Annotated in this window: 22 protein-coding genes and 1 pseudogene; 12 read left to right on the top strand and 11 right to left on the bottom strand. The window is 72.4% G+C overall.

The window, feature by feature from the left end; all coding sequences use genetic code 11:
• Window positions 1–8 precede the first annotated feature (8 nt).
• Entirely contained in the window at window positions 9–647 is a 639-nt protein-coding gene (locus tag IE305_RS17515; protein WP_190130545.1) for a TetR/AcrR family transcriptional regulator, read from the bottom strand.
• Between the two features lie 295 nt (window positions 648–942).
• On the opposite strand from IE305_RS17515, the gene IE305_RS17510 reads away from it, so the two are divergent.
• From IE305_RS17510 to IE305_RS17495, 4 genes are all read left to right on the top strand, one after another.
• Window positions 943–1,902, top strand: coding sequence for a tetratricopeptide repeat protein (locus tag IE305_RS17510; protein WP_190130544.1), 960 nt, complete (start codon window positions 943–945; stop codon window positions 1,900–1,902).
• Window positions 1,903–2,498: 596 nt separating this feature from the next.
• Entirely contained in the window at window positions 2,499–3,131 is a 633-nt protein-coding gene (locus tag IE305_RS17505; protein WP_190130543.1) for a DUF6230 family protein, read from the top strand.
• Between the two features lie 117 nt (window positions 3,132–3,248).
• Window positions 3,249–3,704 (top strand): DUF6114 domain-containing protein, encoded by a 456-nt coding sequence (locus IE305_RS17500; RefSeq protein WP_190130542.1) that lies wholly within the window; start codon window positions 3,249–3,251, stop codon window positions 3,702–3,704.
• Window positions 3,694–5,034 carry a hypothetical protein gene (locus tag IE305_RS17495; RefSeq protein WP_190130541.1) on the top strand — a complete coding sequence of 447 codons (1,341 nt, stop codon included), beginning with the start codon at window positions 3,694–3,696 and terminating at the stop codon, window positions 5,032–5,034. Before IE305_RS17500 ends, IE305_RS17495 begins: the two co-directional genes overlap by 11 nt.
• Before the next feature lie 56 nt (window positions 5,035–5,090).
• On the opposite strand, the gene pyk is transcribed toward IE305_RS17495, so the two are convergent.
• The 3 genes from pyk to pta all read right to left on the bottom strand — a co-directional run bounded on the left by pyk (window position 5,091) and on the right by pta (window position 10,004).
• Entirely contained in the window at window positions 5,091–6,515 is a 1,425-nt protein-coding gene (pyk, locus tag IE305_RS17490; protein ID WP_190130540.1) for a pyruvate kinase, read from the bottom strand.
• 86 nt (window positions 6,516–6,601) lie between these two features.
• Complete coding sequence (locus IE305_RS17485; RefSeq protein ID WP_190130539.1) at window positions 6,602–7,813, bottom strand: acetate kinase; 1,212 nt, start codon at window positions 7,811–7,813, stop codon at window positions 6,602–6,604.
• Between the two features lie 94 nt (window positions 7,814–7,907).
• A complete protein-coding gene (pta, locus tag IE305_RS17480; RefSeq protein WP_190130538.1) occupies window positions 7,908–10,004 on the bottom strand; it encodes a phosphate acetyltransferase in 2,097 nt (698 codons plus the stop codon).
• A gap of 245 nt (window positions 10,005–10,249) precedes the next feature.
• Between pta and IE305_RS17475 the strand changes: the two genes are divergently transcribed.
• Entirely contained in the window at window positions 10,250–11,275 is a 1,026-nt protein-coding gene (locus IE305_RS17475) for an ATP-dependent 6-phosphofructokinase (protein ID WP_190130537.1), read from the top strand.
• 43 nt (window positions 11,276–11,318) lie between these two features.
• Here the strand turns inward: IE305_RS17475 and IE305_RS17470 are convergent, their stop codons facing one another.
• Entirely contained in the window at window positions 11,319–12,164 is an 846-nt protein-coding gene (locus tag IE305_RS17470; protein WP_190130536.1) for a carbohydrate ABC transporter permease, read from the bottom strand.
• An 88-nt stretch (window positions 12,165–12,252) separates the two neighbouring features.
• Entirely contained in the window at window positions 12,253–12,672 is a 420-nt protein-coding gene (locus tag IE305_RS17465; RefSeq protein WP_190130703.1) for a CBS domain-containing protein, read from the bottom strand.
• A 197-nt stretch (window positions 12,673–12,869) separates the two neighbouring features.
• Between IE305_RS17465 and IE305_RS17460 the strand changes: the two genes are divergently transcribed.
• From IE305_RS17460 to IE305_RS17450, 3 genes are all read left to right on the top strand, one after another.
• On the top strand, window positions 12,870–13,658 hold the full coding sequence (locus IE305_RS17460; protein WP_190130535.1) for a VOC family protein: 789 nt from the start codon (window positions 12,870–12,872) through the stop codon (window positions 13,656–13,658).
• A gap of 107 nt (window positions 13,659–13,765) precedes the next feature.
• Complete coding sequence (locus IE305_RS17455; RefSeq protein ID WP_190130702.1) at window positions 13,766–14,458, top strand: aspartate/glutamate racemase family protein; 693 nt, start codon at window positions 13,766–13,768, stop codon at window positions 14,456–14,458.
• 94 nt (window positions 14,459–14,552) lie between these two features.
• Window positions 14,553–15,140, top strand: coding sequence for a DUF3592 domain-containing protein (locus IE305_RS17450; protein WP_190130534.1), 588 nt, complete (start codon window positions 14,553–14,555; stop codon window positions 15,138–15,140).
• A gap of 15 nt (window positions 15,141–15,155) precedes the next feature.
• Here the strand turns inward: IE305_RS17450 and IE305_RS17445 are convergent, their stop codons facing one another.
• Window positions 15,156–16,109 (bottom strand): SDR family NAD(P)-dependent oxidoreductase, encoded by a 954-nt coding sequence (locus IE305_RS17445; RefSeq protein WP_190130533.1) that lies wholly within the window; start codon window positions 16,107–16,109, stop codon window positions 15,156–15,158.
• Window positions 16,110–16,161: 52 nt separating this feature from the next.
• On the opposite strand from IE305_RS17445, the gene IE305_RS17440 reads away from it, so the two are divergent.
• Window positions 16,162–16,590 (top strand): MerR family transcriptional regulator, encoded by a 429-nt coding sequence (locus tag IE305_RS17440; protein ID WP_190130532.1) that lies wholly within the window; start codon window positions 16,162–16,164, stop codon window positions 16,588–16,590.
• Here IE305_RS17440 and IE305_RS33070 read toward each other — a convergent pair.
• A pseudogene (locus IE305_RS33070) lies at window positions 16,517–16,696 on the bottom strand (hypothetical protein); the annotation flags it as partial. The gene IE305_RS17440 and the pseudogene IE305_RS33070 sit on opposite strands and share 74 nt — an antisense overlap.
• A gap of 67 nt (window positions 16,697–16,763) precedes the next feature.
• The gene (locus IE305_RS17435) at window positions 16,764–17,543 is read right to left on the bottom strand and encodes an NAD(P)H-dependent oxidoreductase (RefSeq protein ID WP_190130531.1); all 780 of its coding nucleotides are present in this window, start codon (window positions 17,541–17,543) and stop codon (window positions 16,764–16,766) included.
• A 168-nt stretch (window positions 17,544–17,711) separates the two neighbouring features.
• On the opposite strand from IE305_RS17435, the gene IE305_RS17430 reads away from it, so the two are divergent.
• Both IE305_RS17430 and IE305_RS17425 read left to right on the top strand, forming a co-directional pair.
• The gene (locus IE305_RS17430; protein ID WP_190130530.1) at window positions 17,712–18,548 is read left to right on the top strand and encodes a helix-turn-helix transcriptional regulator; all 837 of its coding nucleotides are present in this window, start codon (window positions 17,712–17,714) and stop codon (window positions 18,546–18,548) included.
• A 9-nt stretch (window positions 18,549–18,557) separates the two neighbouring features.
• Entirely contained in the window at window positions 18,558–19,007 is a 450-nt protein-coding gene (locus tag IE305_RS17425; protein WP_190130529.1) for a 2-thiouracil desulfurase family protein, read from the top strand.
• Window positions 19,008–19,016: 9 nt separating this feature from the next.
• On the opposite strand, the gene IE305_RS17420 is transcribed toward IE305_RS17425, so the two are convergent.
• Window positions 19,017–19,202 carry a DUF397 domain-containing protein gene (locus IE305_RS17420; protein ID WP_190130528.1) on the bottom strand — a complete coding sequence of 62 codons (186 nt, stop codon included), beginning with the start codon at window positions 19,200–19,202 and terminating at the stop codon, window positions 19,017–19,019.
• Window positions 19,203–19,212: 10 nt separating this feature from the next.
• Window positions 19,213–20,064 (bottom strand): helix-turn-helix domain-containing protein, encoded by an 852-nt coding sequence (locus tag IE305_RS17415; RefSeq protein ID WP_190130527.1) that lies wholly within the window; start codon window positions 20,062–20,064, stop codon window positions 19,213–19,215.
• Window positions 20,065–20,244: 180 nt separating this feature from the next.
• On the opposite strand from IE305_RS17415, the gene IE305_RS17410 reads away from it, so the two are divergent.
• Complete coding sequence (locus tag IE305_RS17410; RefSeq protein ID WP_190130526.1) at window positions 20,245–20,649, top strand: ATP-binding protein; 405 nt, start codon at window positions 20,245–20,247, stop codon at window positions 20,647–20,649.
• The last annotated feature ends 2 nt before the right edge of the window (window positions 20,650–20,651 follow it).

The following is a 20,651-nucleotide window of genomic DNA, read 5'->3' as shown; positions in this document are numbered from 1 at the left end:
GTACGCCGCTACGCCCCCGCCGTCAGCCCGCCCACCAGCAGTGCCGCGAACGAGCGGGCCCACGCGCCGTCCACCGGCTCGGCGCTGACCAGCGTGCGGTGGACGACGGCGCCGGCGATCACGTCGAAGATGAGGTCCGCGGTGCGGGCCGCCGCGGCGGGGTCGGTCTCCACCGGCAGCTCCCCGCGCGCCTGCGCGCGCTCGCGGCCGAGGAGCACCAGGGCCTTCTGCCGGTCCACGATCGCGGTGCGGATGCGTTCGCGCAGCGCCGGGTCGCGGGTGGACTCGGCGACCACCGCCATCAGGGCCGTCTTCGTCTCCGGCCGCTCCAGCAGGGCGGCGAACTGCCGCACCACGCCCTCGACGTCGGCCTGGAGGCCGCCCCGGTCGGGCAGCTCCAGGTGTTCGTCGAAGAGGGCGGCCACGGCGTCGACGACCAGTTCGTTCTTGCCCGCCCAGCGGCGGTAGAGCGTCGTCTTGGCCACGCCCGCGCGGGCCGCCACGTCGCCCAGCGTCAGCTTGGACCAGCCGAGCTCGACCAGGGCGTCCCGGGTGGCGTCGAGGATCGCGCGGTCGGCCTCGGCGCTGCGCGGCCGGCCGGTACGGCCGTGGCGCGTGCCGTGGGCGGGGGTGCCGGCGCTGGTCATGGCAGGACCTTACCGCCGGGTAAGGCGTTGGTACGGACAAGCGGTGTGAGGCGGATCACGCGCCGGGTCCGCCCCGGTCCCGCCCGATCCAGTTACGCTACGGCTCGTAGCGAAAGCCGGAAGCGGAAGCCCCAGGGCGGAGGCTCCGGCGAACGAGCGACAACCACACGCCGGGTGGGGACCCGGCGGCACGACGCGACGCTACGCGTCCCACCGCAGCCAGGGCCACGGCCACGGCTCACGGTGGGTTGCCGGTGTTTTCCTGTTCACCGTGCGGAGGGGGGAGGATAGGGCCATGCAGCCACGGAACATGTCCATGAGCGGAGTGGTCGACCTCGCCGCGGTGAAGGCGGCCGGAGAGGCCAAGCAGAAGGCCGAGCAGGCCCGGGCCCAGGCGGCCCGCACGGGCGCCCCGGCGGCGGGCCCCCTCGTCCTCGACGTCAACGAGGCGGACTTCCAGAGCGAGGTCCTGCAGCGCTCCACCGAAGTGCCCGTCGTCATCGACTTCTGGGCCGAGTGGTGCCAGCCCTGCAAGCAGCTCGGCCCGGTGCTGGAGCGGCTCGCCGAGGAGTACGCCGGCCGGTTCGTCCTGGCGAAGATCGACGTCGACGCCAACCAGATGCTCTTCCAGCAGTTCGGCGTCCAGGGCATCCCCGCGGTCTTCGCGGTGGTGGCCGGCCAGCCCATCCCGCTGTTCCAGGGCGCGGTGCCCGAGGCGCAGCTGCGCCAGGTGCTGGACCAGCTGATCCAGGTCGCCAAGCAGCAGTTCGGCATCGAGGGCGCGCCCGTCGCCCCGGGCGCCGAGGGCGAGGCGGAGGCCCCGGCCCGCCCGGCCGGCCCGTACGACACCGCCCTCGACGCGGCCGCCGCCGCGCTGGACGCCGGTGACCTGGGCGGTGCCGTCCGCGCGTACGAGAACGTGCTGGCCGACGACCCGGCCAACGAGGAGGCCCGGCGTGGTCTGGCCCAGGCCGAGCTGCTGCGCCGGGTGCAGGACATGGACCCGCAGCAGGTGCGCAAGGCCGCGGCCGACGCGCCGGGCGACGCGCAGGCGCAGATCGCCGCGGCCGACCTCGACCTGGTCGGCGGCCATGTCGAGGACGCCTTCGGCCGCCTGGTCGACACGGTGCGGCGCACCGCCGGCGAGGACCGCAACGCGGCCCGCGTCCGGCTGCTGGAGCTCTTCGAGGTGATCGGCCCGGACGACCCGCGGGTGGTCGCCGCGCGGACGGCGCTCTCGCGCGCCCTGTTCTGACGCCCGGCCCCCAGGGGGACGCGGCGGCTCGCGCCTCACCCCCGCACCAGGGGGCACAACAGCAGCGCTTTGCCAAAACTTGGTATTAGCGGTCGTCGTCACCGCCTGTGAGAAGGGCCCGGGCTTTCGCCCGGGTCCTTCCGCTTTCCTCCCCCTCTCGCCGGACACGCTCCGCACGCGAGCACACCCCGGCCGGTACGGCCCCGACTCACGCCCGTCACCGGCCCGTTACTCGCCAGTAATCAACCTCTTGTGCCCCGGCCGGTAATGCACCACGATCGGCCCAACCCGGTCCGGACCCACGCGCCGGTCACCGTCGGCACGTGGTCCGGGTCCCCACCGGGTGGCCGGTGTGCCCGCACGCCGGCCCGGTACAGGGGGGTTCCCGCCGCGGCGGGACCTGTGCCGGCTCAGCGGTTGCGCGAAGGCGTGGCCAGTGGTTGTCGCTCGGGGGTGAACGCCGGTGTGGAACGGGCGCAGTTGGCGCCGCCGCATGCGACGGCGCTCTCCTTCCCGAGGACGTGGCACTTCTCCCATCCCCGCCGGGAGCCCCTGGGGCTCCTGCCGGAGGTGTACGTCCGCGAAGGAGGAAAGTCGTGAAGTCTCAGGCACGCGGCGGGACCAGATGGCGACGGTTCGCCGTCGTCATGGTGCCCAGCGTCGCGGCGTCGGCCGCCATCGGCGTGGCGATCGCCCAGGGCGCCCTGGCGGCGTCGTTCAGCGTCTCCGGACAGCAGTTCCAGGTGACGGCCAACCGGATCGACGGTGAGGGCTTCGTCCAGTACGGGGCCATGGACGAGACCAAGGCGGGCGCCCAGCCCGTCGCGGTCGTCGGCATGGACTCGGCGAAGATCACCAAGCTGTGCCAGGCGGTCAACGTGCCCGTCTTCGGCAAGACGATCTCCATGAAGCTGACCGCCGGCGGCGGCAACGACCGGGTCGAGGCGACGAAGCTCTACATCGACGCCAACGACCTCAAGGCCAACGCGACCTTCAACGAGGTGGACATCGGCGTCGCCGTCGACAGCACCACCAAGGGCCCGGGCCCGGCCAAGCCGGGCGAGAACGGCCGCGGCGCGTACGTGCCGGGCTCCTTCGCGCAGCAGGCCAAGTCGGTGACGTTCACCGACGTCGACCAGAAGGCCTGGGCGACCTCGGCGGGCACGTTCACGCTGCCCGGCCTGCACATGGGCGTCGCCTTCGGCGCCGCCGAGTGCAAGCCCGAGTGACGCGCTGAACGGGCGGGTACGGAGCGGGAGTCGGCCGCCTCCGTACCCGTACCGGCCGCCGTCCCCGCCCCACCCCCCCTGCACCACAGATCGGCCGGCCCCGAGGAGCTGGAGACCATGAGCGCCGAGACGCGACCACGGCTGATGACGCTGACGACCGGGCTCAGCCGTACCCGCCGGACCTTCCGTGACTGGCGGGGCCGACGCCCCTTCTGGGGCGGGCTGCTGTGCATACTCGCCGGCGTCCCGATCATGTACATCCCCTACCAGACCATGACACTGGGGGACCTGCACATCCGGCTGGCCACCACCGCCGGCGCCGGCTCGCTCATCATCGGCGTGCTGCTGGTCGTGCTGGGCCTGACCCTCTGGTACCAGCCGCAGTCGCGGGTGTTCGCCGGCGTCGCCGCGATCCTGCTCGCGCTGGTGTCACTGGTGGTGTCCAACTTCGGCGCGTTCCTCATCGGCTTCCTGCTGGCCCTGGTCGGCGGCGCGCTGGGCGTGGCCTGGGCGCCGGGGACCCCGCAGCCGGAGCAGCCGGCGGACGCCGAGGGGGTCCGTGGTGGCGACTGACGAGCAGCCCGGGGGGACGACGCCCCGGGCCAGAACCGGCCCCCGGCACGCGGCACCGCGCAAGCCCCTGCTGGCGCGGCTGCACATGCCGGCGGGCAAGGCCGTCGCGCTGGTGGCGATGCCCAGCGCGATGCTGATGGGCATGGGCCTCACTCCGACGCTGGCGCAGGCCAAGCCCGCCGCGCCGCCGAATCCTTTCGGTGACGCGCAGTGCGCCGCGGCGCCGGACCAGTCGCCGGAAGCGTCACCGAGCGCGAGTACGGGTGCGAGTACGGGTACGAGCGCGAGCCCGGCGCCGGACCCGTCGTCCAAGCCGTCGAAGTCGCCGAAGTCGCCCACGTCCGCGGAGGAACCGTCGCCGAAGGCTTCGGTGGAGGACGACGACGCGTCGTCGCCCCCGCCCGCCCCAAGCCGTAAGCCGGCACCGCAGGCCAGCAAGGCGCCCGTACCGCCGGCGCCCGCACCGTCCGCGTCGCCGTCCCCCTCGCCGTCGGCGTCGCCGTCCAAGCGGGCCAACCCGCTGGACCCGCTGGGCCTGGGCGACAAGCTCGGCGACCTCCTGGGCGGTCTCGCCGGCAAGAAGACCACGGCCCCGGCGGCGCCCGCGCCGGCCCCTCCGGCACGGCCGGCCCCGTCGGCGGGCTCCACCGCCACGGACCCGGACCCGGAGCCGGAGGACGCACCGTCCTCCGCGCCCGCCGCGTCCCGCGCGCCGTCCCCGGGGCCGTCGCACGCCCCCGCGACGCCGCTGCCCGGACCGTCGGCCACCGCCGGCCCGTCCGGCACCCCGTCCGCGGACCCGTCCGGCACCCCCTCGGCCGGCCCGGAGGCCGGCAAGCCCCTGCCCCCCTGCCCGCCCACCGGCGTCGTGGACGAGAAGGAGGGGCACGCCTTCCCCAACCAGCCCTGGTACCTGGAGGCGAGCAGGCTGACGCTGACCGGGCTGACCTACGAGGGCGTCCGGCGGATCACCATGGTGAACGGGCAGAAGAAGGACGTCCTCAAGTTCACCGCGGACGCCCTGGACATCCAGGACCTGCACCAGATCGTCAACAGCAAGGGCAGGGAGTATCACGTCACCGGCGTGGGCACGAACTCCCGCGTGGCCGGCGGCCGGATCACGATGTACACGGAGGAGCTCAAGGGCAAGCTGCTCGGGCTGATCCCGGCGACCCAGTCGCCGACCAGCCCGCCGCCGCTGATCCCCGGCATCAAGCTGCCGATCCCGATCTTCTTCACGGACGTGAAGGTGCGCCAGGGCGGTCAGTACGGCGGCACGCTGACCATCCCCAACCTGCACCAGTACCTGACCGAGGGCACCTACCCGTAAGGGAGACCCCCGGAAAAGCAGCGGGCGGGCTGGAGAACCAGCCCGCCCGGGGTGGGTCAGCTCTCGCCGCCCAGGTGGTGCACCCGCACCATGTTGGTGGTGCCGGGGACACCCGGCGGGGAGCCCGCCGTGATGATCATGATGTCGCCCTCGTTGTAGCGGTGCAGCTTCAGCAGCTCCGCGTCCACCAGGTCGACCATGGCGTCCGTGGTGTCCACGTGCGGCACGACGAAGGTCTCGACGCCCCAGCTCAGCGTGAGCTGGTTGCGGGTCGACTCGTCCGTGGTGAACGCCAGGATCGGCTGCTCGGCGCGGTAGCGCGACAGGCGGCGGGCCGTGTCACCGGACTTGGTGAAGGCCACCAGCGCCTTGCCGCCGAGGAAGTCGGCGATCTCGGCGGCCGCGCGGGCCACGGAACCGCCCTGGGTGCGCGGCTTCTTGCCCGGCACCAGCGGCTGGAGGCCCTTGGAGAGCAGCTCCTGCTCGGCCGCCTCGACGATGCGGGACATCGTCTTGACGGTCTCGATCGGGTACGCGCCCACGCTGGACTCGGCGGAGAGCATGACCGCGTCCGCGCCGTCCAGGATCGCGTTGGCCACGTCGGAGGCCTCGGCGCGGGTCGGGCGCGAGTTGGTGATCATCGACTCCATCATCTGGGTCGCGACGATCACCGGCTTGGCGTTGCGCCGGCACATCTCGATGAGGCGCTTCTGCACCATCGGCACCCGCTCCAGCGGGTACTCCACGGCCAGGTCGCCACGGGCCACCATCACGCCGTCGAAGGCCATGACGACCTCGTGCATGTTCTCGACGGCCTGCGGCTTCTCGACCTTGGCGAGGACCGGCACGCGGCGGCCGACCTCGTCCATGACGCGGTGGACGTCCTGGACGTCCTTGGCGTCGCGGACGAAGGACAGCGCCACCATGTCGCAGCCCATGGCGAGCGCGAACTTCAGGTCCTCGATGTCCTTCTCGGACAGCGCCGGGACGTTCACCGCCGCGCCGGGCAGGTTGATGCCCTTGTGGTCGGAGATGACACCGCCCTCGATGACGATCGTGCGCACCCGCGGGCCGTCGACCTCGGTCACCCGCAGCTCGACGTTGCCGTCGTTGATGAGGATCTGGTCGCCCTTGGCGACGTCGCCCGGCAGGCCCTTGTAGGTCGTGCCGCAGATCGTCCGGTCGCCCGGGACGTCCTCGGTGGTGATGGTGAACTCGTCGCCGCGCGCCAGCTCCACCGGGCCGTCCGCGAAGGTCTCCAGGCGGATCTTGGGGCCCTGGAGGTCGGCGAGGACGCCGACGGCGCGCCCGGTCTCCGCGGCCGCCTTCCGCAGGCGGTGGTACCGCTCCTCGTGCTCCGAGTGGGTCCCGTGGCTCATGTTGAAACGGGCCACGTTCATGCCGGCCTCGATCAGCGTCTTCAGCTGCTCGAAGGAGTCGACGGCAGGGCCCAGGGTGCAGACGATTTTGGAACGGCGCATGGGGCAGATCCTATCGGGTTTGTTTCGGAGCGGAATATTCGAGCTGTGGGAAAGGACAGGGGCGGAGCCCCTCGTTCCGCCAGTGCCTATGCGCTGACCAGGGCGTACGTCTGGGTGGCGATCTCCAGCTCCTCGTCGGTCGGGACCACCGCCACCGCCACCCGCGCGGAGGCGGGGGAGATCAGCCGCGCGTCGCCCGAGCGGACGGCGTTGAGGTCCGCGTCCACCGCCAGGCCCAGCGCCTCCAGGCCCGCCACGGCGGCCTCGCGCACCGGGGCCGCGTTCTCGCCCACGCCCGCCGTGAACGCCACCGCGTCCACCGTGCCCAGGACCGCGTAGTAGGCGCCGATGTACTTCTTCAGCCGGTGCACGTACACGTCGAAGGCCAGCCGCGCGCGCTCGTCGCCCTCGTCGACCCGCCGGCGGATCTCGCGCATGTCGTTGTCGCCGCACAGTCCGATCAGACCGCTCTTCTTGTTGAGGAGCGAGTCGATCTCGTCGACGGACATGCCGGCGTTGCGCGCCAGGTGGAAGATCACCGCCGGGTCGAGGTCACCGGAACGGGTGCCCATGACCAGGCCCTCCAGCGGGGTCAGGCCCATCGAGGTGTCCACGCAGCGGCCGCCGCGCACGGCCGAGGCCGAGGCGCCGTTGCCCAGGTGCAGCACGATGACGTTGACCTCTTCGGGGGCCTTGCCCAGCAGCTCGGCCGTCTTGCGGGAGACGTAGGCGTGCGAGGTGCCGTGGAAGCCGTAGCGGCGCACCATGTGCGCGTCGGCCGTCTCCGTGTCGATCGCGTAGCGCGCGGCCGACTCCGGCATCGTCGTGTGGAAGGCGGTGTCGAAGACCGCGACCTGCGGCAGCTCGGGGCGGAGCGCGCGGGCGGTGCGGATGCCGGTGATGTTGGCCGGGTTGTGCAGCGGCGCCACGGGGATGAGCCGCTCGATCTCGGCGACGACCTCGTCGGTGATCAGGGTGGGCTCGGTGAACTTGCTGCCGCCGTGCACGACGCGGTGGCCGATCGCGGCCAGCTCCGGCGAGTCCAGGCCCAGCCCGTCGGCGGCGAGCTCCTCCGCCACGGCCTTCAGCGCGGCGTCGTGGTCGGCGATGCGGCCGGTGCGCTCGCGCTTCTCGCCGCCGGTGGCCAGCGGGGTGTGCGCCAGCCGGGAGGTGTCCTCGCCGATGCGCTCGACCAGGCCCGCGGCCAGGCGGGCGCCGTCGGCCATGTCGAGCAGCTGGTACTTGACCGAGGACGAGCCGGAGTTGAGGACGAGGACACGGGTGGCGGTGGAAGTCATGAGGCTTTCCGTAGCGGGGTTCGACGGGGGAGTGGGGAGGGGGCGGACGGCCGTGGGGCCGGGGCGCGGGCCCCGGCCCCACGGCCGGACTTCTTTACGGTTCGGTGCGCTCGCTGCGCTGCTCGCCCTGCGCCTGGATGGCGGTGATGGCGACGGTGTTGACGATGTCCTGCACCAGGGCGCCGCGGGACAGGTCGTTGACCGGCTTGCGCAGGCCTTGGAGCACCGGGCCGACGGCGACGGCGCCGGCCGAGCGCTGCACGGCCTTGTAGGTGTTGTTGCCCGTGTTGAGGTCGGGGAAGACCAGCACGGTGGCCTTGCCGGCCACCTCGGAGCCCGGCAGCTTGGTCGCGGCGACCTTGGCGTCCACGGCGGCGTCGTACTGGATCGGGCCCTCGACCAGCAGGTCCGGGCGGCGCTCGCGCACCAGCTCGGTGGCCTTGCGGACCTTGTCCACGTCGGCGCCGGAGCCGGAGGTGCCGGTGGAGTACGACAGCATCGCGATGCGCGGCTCCACGCCGAACTGCTTGGCGGTCTCGGCGGACTGGATGGCGATGTCGGCCAGCTGCTCCGCGTTCGGGTCCGGGTTGACCGCGCAGTCGCCGTAGACGAGCACCCGGTCGGCGAGGCACATGAAGAAGACCGAGGAGACGATCTGCGCGCCCGGCGCCGTCTTGATGATCTCGAAGGCGGGACGGATGGTGGCGGCGGTGGAGTGCACCGCGCCGGAGACCATGCCGTCGGCCAGGCCCTCCTGCACCATCAGCGTGCCGAAGTACGACACGTCGGCGACGACGTCGTGCGCGAGCTCCAGCGTCATGCCCTTGTGGGCGCGCGCCTTCGCGTAGATCCCGGCGAAGCGCTCGCGCAGCGGCGACGTCTGCGGGTCGATGAGCTGCGCCTCGGCCAGGTCGATGCCCAGCTCGGCGGCGCGCTTGCGGATGGCCTCCTCCTCGCCCAGGAGGATCAGGTCGCACACGTCGCGGCGCAGCAGCACGTCGGCGGCGCGCAGCACGCGCTCCTCGGTGCCCTCGGGCAGGACGACGCGGCGGCGGGCGGAGCGGGACCGCTCGATGAGCTCGTGCTCGAACATCATCGGGGTGACGCGGGCGGAGCGGGCGACGGAGATGCGGTCGGTGAGCTCGGCGGTGTCGACGTGCCGCTCGAAGAGGCCGAGGGCGGTCTCGCCCTTGCGCGGCGAGGACGCCTCCAGCTTGCCCTCGATGGCGAACAGCTCGGCGGCGGTGGGGAAGGACCCGCCGGGCACCGAGGCGACGGGCGTGCCCGGGGCGAGCCGGCCGGCCAGCGCCAGGATGTCGGGGCCGGGGCGCTCGTCGAGGGTGAGCAGCAGGCCGGCGATGGGCGGCGCGCCCGCGCTGTGCGCGGCGAGGGCGCCGACGATGAGGTCGACGCGGTCGCCCGGGGTCACCACGAGGCAGCCCTCGGTCAGGGCGGGCAGGAAGACGGGCAGCATGGCGCCGCCGAAGACGAAGTCCTTGGCGTCGCGGGACAGCCCGGCCTCGTCGCCGAGCAGCACCTCGGCGCCCAGCTCCTGCACGATCTGGCGGACGGTGGGCGCGGAGAGGGAGGGCTCCTCGGGCAGCGCGTAGCAGGGCACCGGCAGGCTGGCGGTGAGCCGCTCGGCGACGGCCTCGCGGTCGGCGGGGGCCACGCGGTTGACCACCAGGGCCACGACGTCGCAGCCGAGGGACTCGTAGGCGCGGAAGGCGTTGCGGGCCTCGGCGCGCACCGACTCGGCGGACTGCTCCTGGCCACCGACCACGGTGATCACGGAGGCGCCGAACTCGTTGGCGAGGCGGGCGTTGAGCGCCAGCTCGTCGGGGAGGGTGGTGCCGGCGAAGTCGGTGCCGAGGACGATCACGTACTCGTAGTCGCGGGCCACGGCGTGGTAGCGGTCGACGAGGCGGGAGACCAGCTCGTCGGTGCCGCGCTCGGCCTGGAGGGCGGCGGCCTCGGCGTACGTCATGCCGACGACGCTCTCGGGGGTCTGCGTCAGCCGGTAGCGGGCGCGGAGCAGGTCGAAGAGGCGGTCCGGGCCGTCGGCGTGGAAGAGCGGGCGGAAGACGCCGACCTTGTCCACGTGGCGGGTCAGGAGCTCCATGACTCCCAGCTCGATGACCTGACGCCCGTCGCCACGGTCGGTCCCGGTCACGTACACGCTGCGCGTCACGTGTGCACTCCTTGATCGCTGCGGTGACCCCCGGTGGTACCCGGGGGCGAAAAAAATAACCCGTTAGGGTGGCCTTGCCCTCTTGACAATACCTGTCCCCGTGGATAAGGCGCTCGTCAGGAGGTGAACGCCGGAGCCCCGGAGGTTCGGCACCGGCCGCCGACCCGTGAAAGAATCGGCACGGCACACACGTACCATCCTCCCCGCCTCCGCCGGGGCCACCAGAGCAGGAGACACAGCACACGATGCGCATCGGAGTCCTCACCGCGGGCGGCGACTGCCCTGGCCTGAACGCTGTGATCCGCTCGGTGGTGCACCGCGCGGTCGTCGGCCACGGCGACGAGGTCATCGGCTTCGAGGACGGCTTCAAGGGCCTGCTCGACGGCCGCCACCGCAAGCTCGACCTGGAGGCCGTCAGCGGCATCCTGGCCCGCGGCGGCACCATCCTCGGCTCGTCCCGGCTGGAGCGCGCCCGGCTGCGCGAGGCCTGCGAGAGCTCCAAGGAGCTCGCCCGCGAGTACGGCATCGACGTCCTGATCCCCATCGGCGGCGAGGGCACGCTCACCGCGGCCCGCATGCTGTCCGACGCCGGCCTCCCGGTCGTCGGCGTGCCCAAGACCATCGACAACGACATCTCCTCCACCGACCGCACCTTCGGCTTCGACACGGCCGTCGGCGTCGCGACGGAGGCCATCGACCGCCTCAAGACCACCGCCGAGTCGCACCAGCGCGTCATGGTCGTCGAGGTCATGGGCCGCCACGCCGGCTGGATCGCCCTGGAGTCCGGCATGGCCGGCGGCGCCCACGGCATCTGCCTGCCGGAGCGCGCCTTCGACCCCGCCGACCTGGTGAAGATGGTGGAGGAGCGCTTCGCCCGGGGCAAGAAGTTCGCCGTCATCTGCGTCGCCGAGGGCGCGCACCCCGCCGAGGGGACGATGGACTACGAGAAGGGCGCCATAGACCAGTTCGGCCACGAGCGCTTCCAGGGCATCGGCACCGCCCTCGCCCACGAGCTGGAGAAGCGCCTGGGCAAGGAGGCCCGGTCGATCATCCTCGGCCACGTCCAGCGCGGCGGCACCCCCACCGCGTACGACCGCGTCCTCGCCACCCGCTTCGGCTGGCACGCCGTCGAGGCCGCCCACCGCGGCGAGTTCGGGAAGATGACGGCGCTCAAGGGCACCGACATCCGGATGGTGCCGCTGGCCGACGCCATCACCGAGCTGAAGCGCGTGCCGGAGGACCGGATGGACGAGGCGGAGTCGGTCTTCTAGGGCAGCCTTCCAGGGCAGTCCTTCCGGGCGTCTTCCGGGGCAGTCAGCCCTTGACGGCGCCCGCCAGCGCGAACCCGCCGCCCAGGCGGCGGGACACCAGGGCGTACAGCAGCACCACGGGCGTGGAGTACAGCAGCGAGAACGCGGCCAGCTGCCCGTACGCCACCTGGCCGTGGCTGCCGAAGAAGGTGAACACGCCGACGGAGGCGGGGAGCTGGTCCGGGGTGAGCAGCAGCATGAACGGCACGAAGAAGTTGCCCCACGTCATGATGAAGCAGTGCACCGTCACCACGGCCAGCCCGGGCCCCATCAGCGGCAGCACCACGCGCAGCAGCGCCTGACCGCGCCCCGCGCCGTCCGTCCAGGCGGCCTCCTCCAGGCTCACCGGCACGCCGTCCATGAAGTTCTTCATCAGCCAGACCGCGAACGGCAGTTGGGTGGCGGCGAGGAACAGCGCCGTGCCGGAGACCGTGTCGATGAGGTTGACGCGCACGAACAGCCCGTACACCGGCACCATCACGGCCGTCACCGGCAGGCAGGTGGTGAAGAGGATGCCGAGCAGATACGGGCGGACCAGGCGCGAGCGGTAGCGGGACAGCGGGTACGCGGCGAGCGCGGCGCACACGATCGTCACGGCCGTCGCCCCGCCGCACAGCACGAGGCTGTTGAGCAGCGGCGTGAACGTGATCTCGTCGGTCAGCACCGCCGAGAAGTGCTCCGCCGTGGGCCCGTCCGGCCACCGCAGCCGCAGCCCCGCCCCCGCGTCGACCGACGCCAGCAGCAGCCACGCCAGCGGCGCCGCGAACGCCGCGGCGACCAGCAGCAACGCCGCGTCGGCCGCCAGCCGGCGGCGGACGGGGGACGTGGACGGGGACAGGACGGGACCCATACGAGCACCTCCGCGCGGCGCGCAGGGACAGCCGCTCGGAGCGTAGCGCGGAGGCGCGGGTCCGCGTCAGGGGACGGTCGGCCCCGGTCTACGGCCGGGCGTACACCGCCTCCGCGAACTCGGCGATCTGGTCGTCGGTGAGGTGCTGGGCCAGGTCCGCCTCGCTGATCATGCCGATGAGCCGCTTCTTCTCGATCACCGGCAGCCGCTTGATGCGGTGCTGCTCCATCTCGTGCAGGACCTCCTCGACGTCGGCGTTCGCGTCGATCCAGCGAGGGGTGCCCTCGCAGATGTCCGCCGCCCTGCAGTCGGCCACGTTGTGGCCCCGGGCCACGCACTTCACGACGATGTCGCGGTCGGTGATGATCCCGCACAGCCGCTCGTTCTCGTCTGCCACCGGCAGCGCGCCGAGGTCCATCTGCTTCATGAGCTCGGCCACGCGCAGCAGGGAGTCGTCCTTGGTGACCCACTGTGCGCCCGGGTGCATGATGTCCTTCGCAGTCGTCATGATCAGCTCCTTCGGGTCGCTCGCTCCGGGCTCGCTCATCCCTCCCATCCTCACGCCGTCGCAGCCGGGCGGCGATCGGAGGGCTACTCCGTTCGGGTGAGGGCGGGGTGAGTGGGCCGGGCCGCCGGGCATCCGCCGGGCGGGTGTCAGTGCCCGGTGCCAGACTGAAACCGGCCGAACGGAAGGAGCGCGTCACCATGCTCAGCACAGACTTCGTCACCGGTGCCCCCAACTGGCTCGACCTCGGCAGCCCGGACACGGAGGCGGCCGCCGCCTTCTACGGCCAGGTCTTCGGCTGGGACTTCGAGTCGGCCGGCCCCGAGTCCGGCGGCTACGGCTTCTTCAAGAAGGACGGCAGGACGGTGGCCGCCTGCGGCCCGCTCACGGAGGAGGGCGCGAGCCCCGCCTGGACCGTCTACTTCCAGACGGCCGACGCCGACGCCACCGCCAAGTCGGTGGAGCAGAGCGGCGGTACGGTGCGCGTGGCACCGTTCGACGTGATGGAGGCCGGCCGCATGGGCTGCTTCACCGACCCGGGCGGCGCGGAGTTCTCCGTCTGGCAGCCGGCCGCCGTCCCCGGCCTGGAGAAGACGTCCGAGACCGGCGCCCTGTGCTGGGCCGAGCTCCACACCGGCGACCCCACGTCGGCGAAGGCGTTCTACCGCGGCCTGTTCGGCTGGCGCTCCGAGGACATCAAGGTCCCCGGCATGACGTACACGGTCCTCTCCACCGCCGAGGGCGACCAGCAGGAGGCCGCGTTCGGCGGCGTGGTCCCGCTGCGCGACGAGACGGAACGGCCGCGCTGGCTCCCGTACTTCACGGTCGAGGACGTCGACACGGTGGTGCGGACGACGCAGGGCTCGGGCGGCGAGGTGCTCATGCCGGCGTCCGACGTCCCGGACATCGGCCGCATGGCGTGGCTGGCCGACCCGGCGGGCGCGCCGTACGCGGTGATCAAGCCGAACCCGCCGGTGCAGGCGGCGTGAGGGCTGATCGGGGGCCGGGGGTGGGTCCGCGTTAGGGTGACGCAACGATCATCACCCAGGCGGCTATCCACGGGGGAACGGCCATGCGGACCGAGCAGACGCAGACCATGCGGACCATAGGGCTCATCGGCGGAATGAGCTGGGAGTCGACGGCGGAGTACTACCGCCTGCTGAACGAGTTCACGCGGGACCGGCTCGGCGGACTGCACTCCGCCCGCTGCGTGCTGCACTCGGTCGACTTCGCGGAGATCGAGCGGTTGCAGGTGGAGGGCCGCTGGACGGAGGCCGGGGAGATCCTGGCCGGGGCGGCCCGGTCGCTGGAGGCCGCGGGCGCCGACTTCCTCCTCATCTGCACCAACACCATGCACAAGGTCGCCGACCAGGTGGCGGCGGCCGTCTCCGTGCCGCTGCTGCACCTGGCCGACGCCACCGCCGACGCGGTCCGCGCGGCGGGCGTGCGGCGCGTGGGCCTGCTGGGCACCGCGTTCACGATGGAGCAGGACTTCTACCGCGGCCGCCTCGCCGGCCACGGCCTCGACGTCCGCGTCCCCGACGCGGAGGGCCGGGCGCTCGTGCACCGCGTGATCTACGAGGAGCTGTGCCTGGGCATCGTCCGCGAGGACTCCCGCGCCGCCTACCGCAAGGTCATCGACGGCCTGGTGGCCGACGGCGCGGAGGGTATCGTCCTGGGCTGCACGGAGATCGAACTGCTGGTCACCGCGGACGACAGCCCGGTGCCGGTGTTCCCCACGGCCCGCCTGCACGCGGAGGCGGCGGTGAGGACGGCGCTGGCAGGCTGACGCCCGGCGGCCGCCGGCCTCGCCGAATTGGACTGGACCAACTCGGCCGGGCCGGGTTGAATGCACTCCTTCAGCACTCAACTGACGGGGTGTCATGCGCGACGTGTTCTTCCTGGCCCTGCCGGCACTCCTGGCCGCCGGCGGCATCGCCGGCATGGTGGCCGTGCTGCTCCGGGCGAGACGCCTGCAAGCCGCCTGGGACAGCGGCATCGCGGTCGAGGGGCGGTGCGTCGCCGGGTACGTGGTCACGAGGACCCACGGGCACGGCCGCCCCGGCCACAGCGTGTGGCACCACGTGCACGAATTCACCACGCCGGAGGGCGAGGTGCGCCGCCTCGAAGAGGCCGGCGGCCCGCGCACGGTGGTGCCGGGCGACACGGTGACGGTCCGCTACCCGCACGGCCGCCCCGGCCGGGCCACCGCCCTCCCCCCGGCCGCCCGGAGCAGGACGCTGCTGGGCACCGGGTGCGTGATGGCGTTCCTGGTGGTCTTCGTCCTGGCGGCGCTCTCGTTCATGGGCTTCTACCTGACGGTGTTCAAACCCATGTGGCACACCGCCCGCACGGGTGGCACGGGCAGCACCCGGACCGTCCCCGACCTGCCGCCCTTGCCGTCCTTGCCCACGACGTGGCCCACGGACCTGCCCCCGCCGCCGGCGGACGTCCCGTTGCCGCGCCCCTGACCGTGGGACCGTGGCTCAGCCGCCGACCCCCGTCAGTTCGCACGACAGGTCCCACAGCCGCGCCGCCGCCTCCCGGTCCACCGCCCACGGCTTGACCCCGCCCACCAGCATGTCGTCGCCGGTGGCCGGCTCGGCGACGTCGCAGTCCTGGCAGTAGAGGCCCCCGCGGCCGGCGAGGAGCGGCGACGTCGCCGCCCACACCGCCGTCGCCGCGCCCTGCTGCGGCGTCTTGAAGCCCTCCGCCGCCTCGCCCGTCTCCGTCACCCAGCCGAGCCCGCGCCACTCCTCCCGCGGTACGTGCCGTTGCAGCGGCGTGAGGATGCTGCCCGGGTGCACCGCGAAGGCCCGTACCCCGGCGGGTGCGCCGAGCAGCCGGTCCAGGTGCACCGCGAACAGCGCGTTCGCCGTCTTCGACTGCGCGTACGCCAGCCACCGGTCGTAGCCGGTGCGGAAGTGGACGTCGTCCCAGCGGATGCCGGACAGGAAGTGCCCCGACGACGCCACCGCCACCACCCGCGCCCCGCGCGCCAGCGCCGGCCGCAGCCGGTTGACCAGCGCGAAATGGCCCAGGTGGTTGATCGCGAAGTGCGCCTCCCATTCCCCCGGGCCGACGCGCGTCTCGGGGCACGCCATCACGCCCGCGTTCGCGACGACGGTGTGCAGGGGCCGCCCCGACTCCAGGAACCGTTCCGCGAACGCCCGTACGTCGTCCTGGTCCGCGAGGTCCAGCGCCTGCACCTCCGTCCCCGCGATGCCGCGCAGCGCCGCGGCCGCCGTGCCGGGTCGCCGTGCGGGCACGACGACATGTGCCCCGGCGCCCGCCAGGGCCCGCACGATCTCCAGGCCCAGACCCGAATACCCGCCCGTGACCAGGGCGTTCGTGCCCGTGAGGTCGATGCCGGCGACGACGTCCGCCGCCGTGCTGTGCGCACCGAAACCGGTGCCGATGCTCTTCTGCCGAGTGATCATGAGCGGGACGCTAGAAGCTCGACCGCGCGCTAGGTCAAGCTACGGTGACGCCATGGCCGACGACGCCCCCACCCCCCTCCCCATCGGCAAGGTCGCCGAACTCACCGGCATGAGCGTGCACGCCCTGCGGTTCTACGAGCGCGAGGGCCTGCTCCTGCGCGACATCCCGCGCTCCGCGGGCGGGCAGCGCCTGTACGACCGCGCGGACGTCGAGTGGCTGCTGCTCTGCGACCGCCTGCGCGCCTCCGGCATGCCGATCGCCACGATGCGGCGCTTCGCCGCCCTCGTCCGCTCCGGCCCCGGCAACGAACCCGACCGCCTCGCCCTCCTCCGCGAGCACGAACGTTCCCTCCGCGCCCGCATCGACGACCTCACCGCGTGCCTCGACGTCGTCCACGCCAAGGTCGTCACGTACGAACAGCACCTACGGGACGGCACGGCGGCGGGCCTGTGGTCGCCGCCGGCACCGGCCGCCGGGTGAGCACGACGCGGCCGGCCGCCACGTCGTACGCGAGGAACGGGTGCTCGTAACACCCCTCGGGCGCCATCAGCACCGGCTTGCCGAGCCGCCGCCCGATCGCGCGCAGATCGACTCCGCCCCGCGCCCCTACGGGGCGCCGTGGTGGCGCGTGGCGGAGATCCGCCGGACACGACCTAGCCGCGCACGTGCAGTCCGAAGCCCGTGCGGCCCGCGGGCTCCAGCCCCTCCTTCAGGTGCAGCGAGGGGATCTCGTAGTCGCCGAAGTTCTGCCGCCGGAACGCGATCGGCTCGGTCGACTCCAGCGTGAGCAGGCGCTCCTCCCACGCCTTGGCGACGGCCGGGTAGTCCTCCTCGGGCATCCGGTCGGTGCCGTGCAGCACGAACGGCGGCAGCACCTCGATGCCCGGGTAGAAGAGGATGCCGTGGTGGATCGGGAACAGCAGGTCCTCCATCGGGCCGTTGATCCCGCGAGCCGCGTAATGCGACTCCGGGCCGCCCACGGTCACCGACAGCAGGGCCCTCCTGCCCGCGAGGGTGCCCTCACCGAACCGCTCGCCGTACTTGGTGTCGCTGTGCTCGCCGACGCCGTACGCGAAGCGGTAGGTGAACACCCGGTCCACCCAGCCCTTGAGGATCGCGGGCATGCTGTACCACCACAGCGGGAACTGGAAGATGATCACGTCGGCCCACAGCAGCTTCTCCTGCTCGGCGCGGACGTCCGGGGTGAGCTCCCCGGCCTCGAAGGCCCGGCCGGAGTCCCGGGCGACCCTCAGCGGACTCGACGCGTGGGGGCCGTAGTCCGCGGCGTCCACGACCGCCTTCCACTTCATCGCGTACAGATCGCTCACCCGCACCTCGTGCCCCGCGCCCTCCAGCGTGGACACGGCCAGATCCTTCAGCGAGCTGTTGAGCGACTTCGGCTCCGGGTGTGCGTGGACGATCAGCGTCTTCATGGGAACAGGAACTCCTCGGGATCGGATGCGTTTCGGCTGCCTCCGATCCTGGGCGCCGCCGCCCCCGCTGTTCAGGGACGCTTCGTCCGTCGGACGGGACTTCCTGGTAATGGCAGGGCCACCCTCGTGGCCGGGGGCCGAGGCGATACCGAGGCCATACTGAGGACCATGGACGATCTCGCGGGCTTCCTCCGCACCCGGCGTGCCCGGGTCGACCCGGCCGCCGCCGGCATCCCGGCCGACAACCGCCGCCGGGTCCAAGGGCTGCGCCGCGAAGAGGTCGCCCACCTGTCCGGAGTCAGCGTCGACTACTACGTACGCCTGGAGCAGGGCCGCGCGACCCAGCCCTCCGAACAGGTCCTCGACGCCCTCGCCCGCGTCCTCGGCCTCGACGCCACCGAACGCGAGCATCTCGGCCGGCTCGCCTGCCAACGCCGCCGCGCGAAGGCGCCGGGCGGGCGGGTCCGCCCGGAACTGCTGCGCGTCCTCGACCTGGTCACGGGCGCGCCCGCGCTGATCATGAACCACCGCCTGGACGCACTCGCCGGCAACCGCCTCGCCGGCCTCCTCTTCGGCCGCCCGATGCCCGGCCTGAACATCGCCCGCCACATCTTCCTGGAGGAAACGGAGCACGGCCTCTACGCCGACTGGGAGACCTGCACCCTCGACGTGGTCGGCCACCTCCGCCTGGCCGCCGGCAAATACCCCGACGACCCCCGCCTGGCCTCCCTCATCGGCGAACTCGCCATGGGCAGCGAACGCTTCCGCCGCCTGTGGGCGCGTGCGGATGTGCGCGCCCGTAGGCATGGGCGCAAGGCGTACCGGCACCCGCTGGTGGGCCTTCTGGAGCTGCACCAGGAGAACTTTGCGCTGCCGGACGAATCGGGAATGGAGGTCATCGTGCTGTCCGCGGCGCCGGGCAGTGCGGCGGAGGACGGCCTGCGGCTGCTGGCGGGGCTGGACGCGGACCGCGGAAGCGCGCGTCCCGCGGTGAGCCGTGGTTAGCCTGGCGGCATGGAAGCAATCCTGGTCAGCGCGTGCCTGCGCGGGGTGCCGTGCCGGTTCGACGGGCAGCACAAGGCGTCTTCGGGCGTCGAGGAGGCAGTGACAGGCCGCGAAGTCGTCTCCTTCTGCCCAGAAGTGGCGGGCGGCCTCGCGACACCACGACGGCCCGCGGAACTGGTGGGCGGCGACGGGTACGACGTGCTCGACGGGACAGCGCGGGTCGTCGAGGACACCGGACGCGACGTCACGGCGGAGTTCCTGGACGGAGCCCAGCGCGCGCTGGCCGCGGCGCGGCACCGGGGCTGCACGGAGGCACTGCTGATGCCGCGCAGTCCGTCGTGCGGACGGGGTACCGTCCACGACGGGTCCTTCGCCGGGAGGTTGGTGCCGGGAGATGGAGTGACAGCGGCACTGCTTGAGCGGAACGGCATCGCGGTACGGCCTGCGCCGGGAGTGTGAAGCGATCTCCTACGGCGATGGCGCTGCCGTTTTGAGGGCGGCGAGTAGCGCGCGGAGGCGGGCGGGGGTGGTGGCTATGACGGTGTGGGGGGCGTCGCTCTCGCGGAGGAGGAGGTGGGGTTGGGCTGCGGCGAGTTCGACGCACTCGTTCCCCTGCGAGGAGAAGGACGACTTCTGCCACTTCGTGTCGTACATCGGGGCGCCTTCACAATTCTTTGGCCACGGTGCGGATGAAATCCCGGGTCGCGCTGGGCGACAGGGAGATCGCTTCCGCGGCGTCGAGAATGGCCCGGAAGCACGCCAGTTGGGACTCTGCGTACAGCAGGGTACCGCCGCTAGCGACGTCGAGATGGACCGTGTCGAGGCGCGCAACAGGTCCTTCCACGTATAGGACGGAAGAGCCCCCGCTGGCGAAGCCCCCGGCCACGAACGGAATGACGCGAACGGAGATGTTGTCGCGCTCCGACTCCTCCAGCACGTGCTCAAGCTGTTTGCGCGCTACGTCCGGACCGCCGAACCGCATACGGGTGGCGGCCTCATGAATCAGGAAGGTGCAGGTCGGTGGCGTCTCGCGGTCCAAGACATCGCGACGCCTCATGCGTAGTGACACCCTGCGTCGCACTTCTGTCGCCGACCGCGGGGGAACCGCTGTGGACAGCACCGCCTTCGCGTAGTCCTCGGTCTGGAGCAGCCCGGGGATGTACATGATCTGCATCGAGCGGATCCCGCAGGCATGGTGCTCCAGCTCCGCGACGTCGAGCGCACCGGAGGGGATCGACCCCCGGTAGTGCTCCCACCAGCCGGCTCCGCGTTCGCGGGCCATCTGGACGAGCGCTTCGACATACTCCTGGTCGACACAGCGGTAGATGCTGGCCAGCATGCGAACCCGTTCGGCGCTGATGCCGAAGCGGCCGGCTTCCAGGTTGCTGATCCCCGTTCGGTTCGTGCCGAGTTCGGCCGCGGCCTCCGGGGCCGTCATGCCCGCTTGCTCGCGCATCTTGCGCAACTCCGCACCCAGCCGCTGTTGCCGCGCAGTGGGTGTCGATCGTGGTGGCACGTCCGCTCAACCTCCTTGGCTCGGCGCCATCGTGCCACGTCGCCGGTGGCTCTGACACGTCACCCGAACGAGTAGAGCGAACAGGTCGCACCGATGCGACTTGCTGCCCTATCGTTCCGAAGCAGCCCGCACAAGTCCCGTGCGACACAAGCGACTTGCGCTCGAACAGAGAGGCGACCCATGTCCACCACCACCCCCGCCACCTACTTCCTCGCCGCACCCGCAAGCGCAGCAACCGCACGCATCGCACGCGAGTTCGTGACCGCGATCCTCGTCGCCGCCGGGCGCGAGGCCCTCATCGACGACGCTCGCGTCTGCGTGTCCGACGCCGTCACCAACGTCGTGCAGCACGCGCGCGTCGACGCGCTCACGATCGAGGTCGGTGTCCACGCGCACCGCGTCGTGTTCGCCGTGCGCGACGACGACCCCGGGCGGCGGCCGTACCGCCGGGCCGCGCGGAGCGACGACGAGCGGGGGCGGGGGCTCGCCCTCGTGCGGGGGCTGGCGTGCGACTCCGGCGTTGCCCTCGTGTGGGAGGGGCTCGACGTCGTCGGCAAGCGCGTGTGGTTCTCCCTCAGTGCGTAAGG

The sequence above is a fragment of the Streptomyces mashuensis genome, from assembly GCF_014654785.1.
GTDB classification, from domain to species: domain Bacteria; phylum Actinomycetota; class Actinomycetes; order Streptomycetales; family Streptomycetaceae; genus Streptomyces; species Streptomyces mashuensis.
This window is presented reverse-complemented; position numbering and strand designations above follow the sequence as displayed.